Genomic DNA, 8,200 nt, shown 5'->3' with positions numbered 1-8,200 from the left:
CCTGAGCGGACAGGATGCCGTTGTCTGCGCTCTCGGGAGGGGTAACTCGATGACCGCCGACGGCCTCTTCAGCCGCTCCTCGGCGGCCGTGATCGAGGCAGCTGAGGAGACGGGAGTCTCCCGCCTGGTGTGGCTGTCGTCGTTCGGTGTCGGTCACACCCTCGGCTGGTCGAGCACCACGCAGAAGCTGATCTACCGCAGCCTGCTGCGGGCGCTCTACGCCGACAAGGAGATCGCGGACGAGCGCATCCGTAGGAGCGGACTGGACTGGACCGTGGTCTACCCGACCAGGCTGACCCACGACCCCGCCAAGGGCACCTACCGCGCGGACGACCGGCTCCCGATGAAGGGCAACCCGACGATCGCCCGCGCGGACGTCGCCGCCTTCATGCACCGAGCGGCGCACGGCGACGAGTGGATCCGCCGCGGTGCGGTGATCACCGACTGACGATCTCCCTTGAGTGAGTGAGTGAGTGAGTGAGGGGGTGCGTGCGTGCGTCAGTCCGTGCCGACCGTGTCGATGGCCGTCTGGTCATGGACGTTCGGGACGAGTCTGTCCTAGGGTGTTCAGCAAGCGCTTTCTAGCCTGCCCATGCCAACGTACGTACGTAACGCGTGTCGTCGGCTCGCGCGCGCTTTCGCCTGCTCACAGCCACTCATACGCTCAGCTCCCCGGTCGGCTGCGCGATGAGCCGGCGCGGGGCTCCGGGCGGAAAGGGAGCGTCTCGTGCCGCACCACGAACCTCAGGGCCGGTCACGGCAACCGCAGTCCCCGCAGTCACCCCAATTGCCGAAGTCGGCCCAGCCGCCCCAACCGCCCCAGACACCCCAATCCCCTCAGTCACCGCAGGACCTTTCACGGCCCTGGACCCGCAAATCGTTCCTGCGCGGAATGGCCGTAGCCGGAGTGACCCCGCTGCTCCCCGGCCTGCTCCCCACGGCAGCCCACGCCGAGTCCTCGGCCGGTACCGCCAGCCCCGAATTCCCGCTGGTGCGGGCCGGTTCGGCCACCGACATCTTCGTGGACGCGGCCGACGACCCCGCCGTGATCCGCGCGGCCGGGGACCTCCAGGCGGACGTCGAGCGGGTCTCCGGCACCCGGCCCCGGCTGATCCACAGCCTCCCGGTACTCCCCGGGAAGGCCACCCGGCTCGTCCTCGTCGGCACGATCGGCGCGAGCCCGGTCATCGACGGGCTCATCGCCCAGGGCCGCCTGAAAGTGGCCCGGGTGAAGGGGAGTTGGGAAGCCTCGGTCACCCAGGTGGTCGACCGTCCGCTGCCGGGGGTCGACCGTGCCCTGGTGATCGCGGGCAGCGACCGGCGCGGCACGATCTACGGGATCTACGACACCTCAGAACGCATCGGGGTCTCGCCCTGGTACTGGTGGGCCGACGTGCCGGTGGAGCACCGAGCCGAGGTGACCGTCCCGCACGGACCCTTCACCCGCCATGAGCCGTCGGTCCGTTTCCGGGGAATCTTCATCAACGACGAGCAGAACCTGACCACTTGGTCCCACCGTACCCAGGAGCCGGACAAGAACATCGGCCCCGAGACCTACAAGCACGTCTTCGAACTGCTCCTCCGTCTCAAGGCCAACTACCTCTGGCCGGCCATGCATCCGTACTCCGACTTCTTCAACAAGCACCGCGAGAACCCCGAACTCGCCGAGCACTACGGCATAGTCGTCGGCTCCAGTCACCCCGAGGCGCTGCTCCGCAACGGCGTCCACGAGTGGGACCCGTGGGCGGCGGAGCACCTGAACGCAGACGGCAGCCTGCCGGTGTACGACTACACGGTGAACCCCGCTGTCATCTCCGACTACTGGCGTGCCCGGGCCCGCCAGAACGCCGCCTACGAGAGCAGCTGGACCCTCGGCATGCGCGGCCTGCACGACAGCGCGCTGGAGACGAAGAACGCGACGACGATCCCCGAGAAGGTCGTGGTGATGAACGACATCATCGCCGACCAGCGCCGCATCCTTACCGAGGAGGTCGGCCAGGCGGCCGAGCCGCAGATCTTCATCCCGTACAAGGAGGTGCTGGACCTCTACAACGCGGGCGTCCAGGTGCCCGACGACGTCACACTCATCTGGCCGGACGACAACCACGGCAACATGCGCCAGCTGCCGAACGACGCGGAGCGCCGGCGCGCGGGCGGCAACGGCATCTACTACCACCTCTCCTATTGGGGCCGCCCGAAGAGCTACCTGTGGCTGGACACCACCCAACTGGCCAAGGTCTGGCAGGAGTTGCGCCGAGTCTACGAACACGGCGCCGACCGCATGTGGATCTTCAACGTGGGTGACGTCAAGTCGATCGAGACCGGGCTGTCCTTCGCCATGGACGTCGCCTGGGACGTGGACAGATGGGGCGCGGACGACGTCGAGGACTTCCTGGTCGAATGGGCGGGCCGACAGTTCGGGCGCCGTCACGGCCGTGAGATCGCCGCGATCCGCACCGAGTACTACCGTCTCGCGGCGGAACTGCGCCCGGAGTTCATCGCCGCCGGTCTGATCTCCGTGATCCACCACGGCGACGAGGCGGGCCGCCGGATGGCCGCCTACGAGCAACTCCTCGAACAGGCGCGGACCTTGGGCGCCAAGTTGCCCGAGACCTATCGGGACGCCTACTTCGAGCTGGTCGAATACCCCGTGCACGGCGCCTACTTGATGAATCTGAAGTACTACTGGGCGGACCGCAACGCGCTCGCCCGGCGTCAGGGGCGCGGTGCCGGGACGAACCGCTTCGCGGACCTCGCCGAGGCGGCCCACACCGCGGAGGCGGCGCTCACCAAGCGCTACAACACCGAGGTGGCGGGCGGGAAATGGGACGGGATCGTCAACCCGTACCCCTCGCAGATCCCGAAGGCGCCGGGCCGCCCGGCTGTCACCAGGGTCGCCCGACAGGAGACGTCGGGGCTGGGGGTGGCGTCGGAGGGCAACGAGACGGGGGCGGCCCGCCCGCTGTCCTTCTTCTCCGGCACCCGGGACCGCCGCTTCCTGGACGTCTTCAACACGGGCTTCCTGGCGCTGAGTTGGACCGCCGAGGCCAGTCATCCCTGGGTTCGGCTGAGCGAGTCGGGCGGCTCCCTGACCGACCAGGCCAGGGTGTGGGTGGAGATCGACTGGGACAGGGTGCCCGAGGGATCGTACGAGGCGACCGTCACCGTGAGCGGCGCCGACGCCGGGCAACGTGTCGACGTACCGCTGAGGGTGCGCAACGACGGTGAACGGGCGCTCCGTCGGCGGCCCGGGTTCGCCGAGGCGCACGGGTACGTCTCGATCGACGCCGCGCACACCGACCGCCGGGTGACGCGCGGCGGGGCCCGCTGGCGGACCGTACGCGGGCTGGGTCGTCGTAGCGGAGCGGTGGAGGCGGTGCCGTCGACGGCGGCGCCGATCACCGCCGACTTCGCCACGCGGGCACCGGAGTTGAGATACCGGGTGCGTTTCAGCAGCACGGGGACCTTTCCGGTCACTGTCTTCCGGCTGCCGTCGCTCGACGAGCGGGGGAAGCGGCGGGTGGCGGTGTCGCTCGACGACCAGCCGGTGACGGTCCTGTCCGGGCAGTCCGTCGCCACCGGCAACCGGGGAGACGCCTGGGCCCGCAACGTGGAGGACGGCGTCGAGAGACTGACGGCCACGGTGACCGTCACCGAACCCGGCGAGCACGAACTGCGGCTCTTCATGGTCGACGCGGCGATCGCCGTGGACCAGATCGTCATCGACACGGGAGGCCTGCCGGTCAGCTATCTGGCTCCGCCGGAGAGCTACCACCCGGTGTTCAACTCCGGTTCGCGAGAGGGGTAGCCGGGCGGGGGTGTCGGTGTACATCGGATCTATCTTCGGCTGAATCTGAATCGGGCGTGATTGTTGACGCCTATCTGGTCTAGTCCTACGCTCCTCCCGAAGATAGATCCGATGAATCGCCATTCCCGGAAAGTGTCCCCGGAAAGGTTATTTGGCATGCCCATGACCCCATCGAGGCGCACGGTGCTGGCTGCCGGAGGCTTACTGGCCTCGGGCGCCGTCTGGTCGACGACCCGGTCGACGGCCTCCGCGTCCTCCACATCCTCGGCGGCACCTTCGGCGGCATCCGCCGCGTCCCCTACGGACGGCTGGACGAAGACGGCGTTCACGTACGCCATGCAGAAGCCGTGGAACCTGGACCTGAGCGACCGGTACGGCAACAGCGGCGGTGTCCACCGCATGTGGGTGTACGACACCGACGAGCCCCTGTCACAGGGCAGTTCCACCGACCCGCGCACCGAGATGCGCTGGAAGCAGGAGTACACGTCAGGCCGGCACATGTGGGACGCCGACGTGTACCTCCCGGCCGGCACGAACGGCGCGACCTTCGTGCAGATCCTCCGGGTGATCCACCCCGACGGCACCCCGGCGACGGACTTCATGCTCAACGTGTACAACGCGAACGGCGGCACTGTGCGTGCGTTCGACCGCACGGTACTGAAGACCGGCGCGTACGACACGTGGTTCAACGTCAAACTCGAACACAACGCCTCGGCCGGCAGCGTGAAGGTCTATTTCGACGACGAGTTGGCGCTGACCACCGAGGACCGGGGCCCCGCCACCCGGCACTTCAAGAACGGCGTCTACCACCACGGCACCGGCCGCGCCGAGGCCCGCTTCCGCAACGTCACCTACTGGACGAGGTGAGCCGTGCGGAGGCGAACGGCTCTCACCGCGCTCGGCGGACTCGGCCTCGCCGGTGTCACCACCGCGTTCCTGCCGAGCCAGGCTGGGGCCGCCGACGAGGTCCACTTCCAGAACCGCGGCAGCGTGGAGGGCTGGGACCATGCCTACACGCAGAAGGCCGGCACCATCGCGACCGTCGACTCGCCCACCTACAAGGGCGCGCACGCGCTCGCGGCGACCCAGACGTACATCGACGAGACCGGCGGGTACCACTCCGAGGTGATCCGGCGCGGCGCGCAGAGCGTCGGCGAGGACCGGTACTACGGCCAGGCGATCCGCCTCGGGTCCGGCTGGACCTTCCACGACCAGAACGTCACCTTCCAGCAGTGGTCGCCCGAAGACCCCGAAGGGCCCTGGCTGTTGATGTTCGTCATCGGATCGGAGATCCGGTTCGGCGGTTCCGGGGGCATCAAGGGCACCGCCGGGTCGATCAGCGGCCTGCGGGACACCTGGATCCGCGTCGTCACCCGGCTGAAGCTGGACGGCGACGGCCGGGGCGCCTTCGAGGTGTGGCTGAACGGTACGAGGACGGTGAGCCGGACCGGCATCACCGTCCTGCCGTCCACCTCGCGGACGATCCGCTGGTCCAGCGGGATCTACTGCACCGCCTGGCGCGAGGGCACACCCAGCGGCCCCCGGACCCTGACGATCCTGCACGACAACCACCGGATCGCCTCGACCTACGCCCTCGCCGAACCGGCTGCCTGGGCCTGACGCCGAACGGGGCGCCTGGGCCCGAAGCCGATGTCGCCCCACCCCTCTCTTCTCTCCCCTCCCCACCTTCTGGAGGCACCCGTATGACCTCTCGTAGAGCAGTGCTCGGCTCGGCGCTGGGCGGTACGACGCTTGCCGCCCTGCCCGGAGTCGCCCAGGCCGATCCCGTCGATCACGCCGGTCCTCCGGGGCCGGCCGATGCGGCCGCTGTGGCCGTCCGCCGCCCCTGGAAGCTGCGCAACCGTATGGACTCGGACGCGGCCTGGTCCGGCTTCCTGCGCAAGCAGGACCTGCTGTGGCGCGGGCTGCCCACGCTGTGGCACGAGGGACCGTTCCTGGGGGACGGGCGGCTGGGCAGCATGGTGTACCAGGAGCCGGGCGTGAACGCGATCCGCTTCACCGTCCAGCACGGCGAAGTCCAGGACCACCGGCCGGAGTTCGGCAGCGGCTGGGGCACCTGCCGGCTCCCCGTGGGACATCTGACCCTGGACCCGGTCGGCACGATCACCGCCGTGAACTGGCGGCTGAGCCTGTGGAACGCCGAACTGACCGGCACGATCACCACGGACAAGGGCACTCTGACCCTCGCCGCACTCATCCACGACGGCGTCCTGGCCGCCCGCGTCACGGCGGCCGGTGACGAGAAGGTCCACTGGACGTTCCACCCCGAGGAGGCGATCAGCCCCCGCAGGATCAGCGAGGCCCCGCCGGCGGACTACGTCGCGAACCCGCCCTGGACCACCCGGACCAGCGCCGGCGTCGAGCAGGTCCTCCAGCCCCTGACCGGCGGCGGCCAGACCGCGACGGCGTACCGACGCTCGGGCGACACCCTGCTGCTCACCGTCGCCCACAGCCACCCGTCGAACACCCGGGCGGGGGAGGAGTCGCTGAAGAAGATCCAGAAGATTCCGACGATCCGGCAGACCCTCGGCATCGCCCCGTACACCGCCCTGCGCACCTCACACACCCGCGGCTGGCACGCGTTCTACCGCAAGAGCTTCGTCTCGTTCCCCGACGAGCGGCTGCAGAGCTTCCACTGGATCCAGCTCTACAAGGTCGCGTCGGCGAGTGTCGCGGGCGGCCCGCCGATGGCCACCTGCGGTCCGTGGCTGGAGCCCACACCCTGGCCGGCGGTGTGGTGGAACCTCAACATCCAGCTGGAGTACTGGCTGATCCACGGCTCCAACCACCTGGAACTCGACTCACTGGCCACCACCCTCCGCCAGAACCAGGAACAGCTCACCACGAACGTGGCCGCCGCCTACCGCTCGGACAGCGCCGGAGTGGGCCGCAGCTCCGACATGTTCGCCAACCGGAGCGTGGGCAGGCCCGGTACCGGCGCCGAAGTGGGCGACCTGACCTGGGCCCTGCACAACGTGTGGCTGAGCTACCGCCACAGCATGGACGAGAAGCTGCTGCGGGACACCGTCTTCCCCGTGCTCCGCCGGGCGATCAACTACTACCTGCACTTCCTCCAGCCAGGAGACGACGGCAAGCTGCACCTTCCGTCGACGCTCTCCCCGGAGTACCCGGTGGTCCCTCCGCAGGACACCAACTACGATCTGGCGCTGATCCGTTGGGGCTGTACAGCCCTCCTGGAAGCGGCGCGGCGCCTGGGCGTCGACGACCCGCTCGCCCCCCGCTGGCAGGAGACCCTTGCCAAGCTGACGCCGTACCCGGTGGACGCCAACGGCTTCATGATCGGCGCGGACACCCCGTACGCGCAGTCCCATCGCCACTACTCCCACCTGCTGATGGTCTACCCGCTGTACCTGGTCAACTGGGACCAGCCGGAGCAGCGCGAGCTGATCGAGAAGTCGGTCGTCCGCTGGCACGCGCTGACCGGCTCCCACCGCGGCTACAGCTACACGGGCGCCGCGTCGCTCTACGCGATGATGGGCCGCGGCGACACGGCCCTGACCTACCTGAAGAAGTTCTTCGACCCCACCACGCGCTACCCGTGCCGGGCCAACACCCACTACACGGAGGCCGGCCCGGTCATCGAGACCCCGTTGTCGGCGTCCCAGTCCCTGCACGACATGCTCTGCCAGAGCTGGGGAGGCGTCCTACGGATCTTCCCGGCCGTCCCGCCCACCTGGCCGGACGTCACCCTCCACGACTTCCGCACCCAGGGCGCCTTCCTGGTCAGCGCGGCCCGTACGGGAGGCACGACCCGCTTCATCCGGATCCGAAGCCTGGCGGGCGAACCGTTGCGCCTGCGCCACGACCTGCCGTCCGGCCCGCTGACAGCCCTCCTGGACGACGGCACCCCGGCCCGCACCCACACCTCACAGGACGGCACCCTCACGATCGACGTGGCCAAGGACCGGGAGGTCCTGCTGTACGCGGGTGAGCGCCCCGACCTGGTGATCGACTCGGTGCCGCTGGCGGAGCGGGGGGAGCCTTGGGGGCTGCCGTAGGTCGGGCGAGGGCGAGGGCGCTGGTGAGCTGCCGGTAATTGTCACCATCACCGTCACCGAGGAGGGCCGGGGCCTCTCCCTGATGACGATGACGGTGACGACATCATGGCCGACGGACTCACCGTCGTCTCGGGCCTGAAGCTTGGTCTCGATTGGGGTCATTGGACGTGTCGGCTTCGATGCGGGTCAGCCATCTGTCCATGAGCAGGAACGCCTTCTCGCGGGCATCGCCGTCGGTTTGCACCGAAGGCACACCCGTCCAGATGATCGGATTGTCATGGCCACCGTTGGCCTGGTCAAACCGGGCACGCATGGCGTAACTGTGGAAGTCGCTGTGGATCTCCCAGTTGCC

The 8,200-nt window shown here is 69.0% G+C and carries 6 protein-coding genes; 5 read left to right on the top strand and 1 reads right to left on the bottom strand.

What is annotated here, in order from left to right:
- Nucleotide 1: 1 nt before the first annotated feature.
- The 5 genes from STRTUCAR8_RS30240 (at nucleotide 2) to STRTUCAR8_RS30220 (ending at nucleotide 7,848) form a co-directional block, all read left to right on the top strand.
- On the top strand, nucleotides 2-448 hold the full coding sequence (locus tag STRTUCAR8_RS30240) for an NAD(P)-dependent oxidoreductase (protein ID WP_078507372.1): 447 nt from the start codon (nucleotides 2-4) through the stop codon (nucleotides 446-448).
- 444 nt (nucleotides 449-892) lie between these two features.
- A complete protein-coding gene (locus tag STRTUCAR8_RS30235; RefSeq protein WP_006379935.1) occupies nucleotides 893-3,808 on the top strand; it encodes a glycosyl hydrolase 115 family protein in 2,916 nt (971 codons plus the stop codon).
- Between the two features lie 156 nt (nucleotides 3,809-3,964).
- A complete protein-coding gene (locus tag STRTUCAR8_RS30230) occupies nucleotides 3,965-4,675 on the top strand; it encodes a polysaccharide lyase family 7 protein (RefSeq protein WP_234372468.1) in 711 nt (236 codons plus the stop codon).
- A 3-nt stretch (nucleotides 4,676-4,678) separates the two neighbouring features.
- The gene (locus STRTUCAR8_RS30225) at nucleotides 4,679-5,428 is read left to right on the top strand and encodes a polysaccharide lyase family 20 protein (RefSeq protein ID WP_006379936.1); all 750 of its coding nucleotides are present in this window, start codon (nucleotides 4,679-4,681) and stop codon (nucleotides 5,426-5,428) included.
- Nucleotides 5,429-5,511: 83 nt separating this feature from the next.
- On the top strand, nucleotides 5,512-7,848 hold the full coding sequence (locus tag STRTUCAR8_RS30220; protein WP_006379933.1) for a glycosyl hydrolase family 95 catalytic domain-containing protein: 2,337 nt from the start codon (nucleotides 5,512-5,514) through the stop codon (nucleotides 7,846-7,848).
- A gap of 118 nt (nucleotides 7,849-7,966) precedes the next feature.
- Here STRTUCAR8_RS30220 and STRTUCAR8_RS30215 read toward each other — a convergent pair.
- Nucleotides 7,967-8,200: DUF6351 family protein (locus STRTUCAR8_RS30215; RefSeq protein WP_044473158.1), on the bottom strand; the 234-nt coding region annotated here is incomplete at its 5' end.

Source organism: Streptomyces turgidiscabies Car8 (genome assembly GCF_000331005.1).
Lineage (GTDB): Bacteria > Actinomycetota > Actinomycetes > Streptomycetales > Streptomycetaceae > Streptomyces > Streptomyces turgidiscabies.
The sequence above is the reverse complement of the archived record's forward strand: the minus strand, read 5'-3'. Positions and strand labels throughout refer to the sequence as shown.

Bases quoted from the DNA above. Each gene is read 5' to 3' on its own strand.
- STRTUCAR8_RS30220 (WP_006379933.1), top strand. From the start codon at position 5,512: ATGACCTCTCGTAGAGCAGTGCTCGGCTCGGCGCTGGGCGGTACGACG.
- STRTUCAR8_RS30230 (WP_234372468.1), top strand. From the start codon at position 3,965: ATGCCCATGACCCCATCGAGGCGCACGGTGCTGGCTGCCGGAGGCTTA.
- STRTUCAR8_RS30235 (WP_006379935.1), top strand. From the start codon at position 893: ATGGCCGTAGCCGGAGTGACCCCGCTGCTCCCCGGCCTGCTCCCCACG.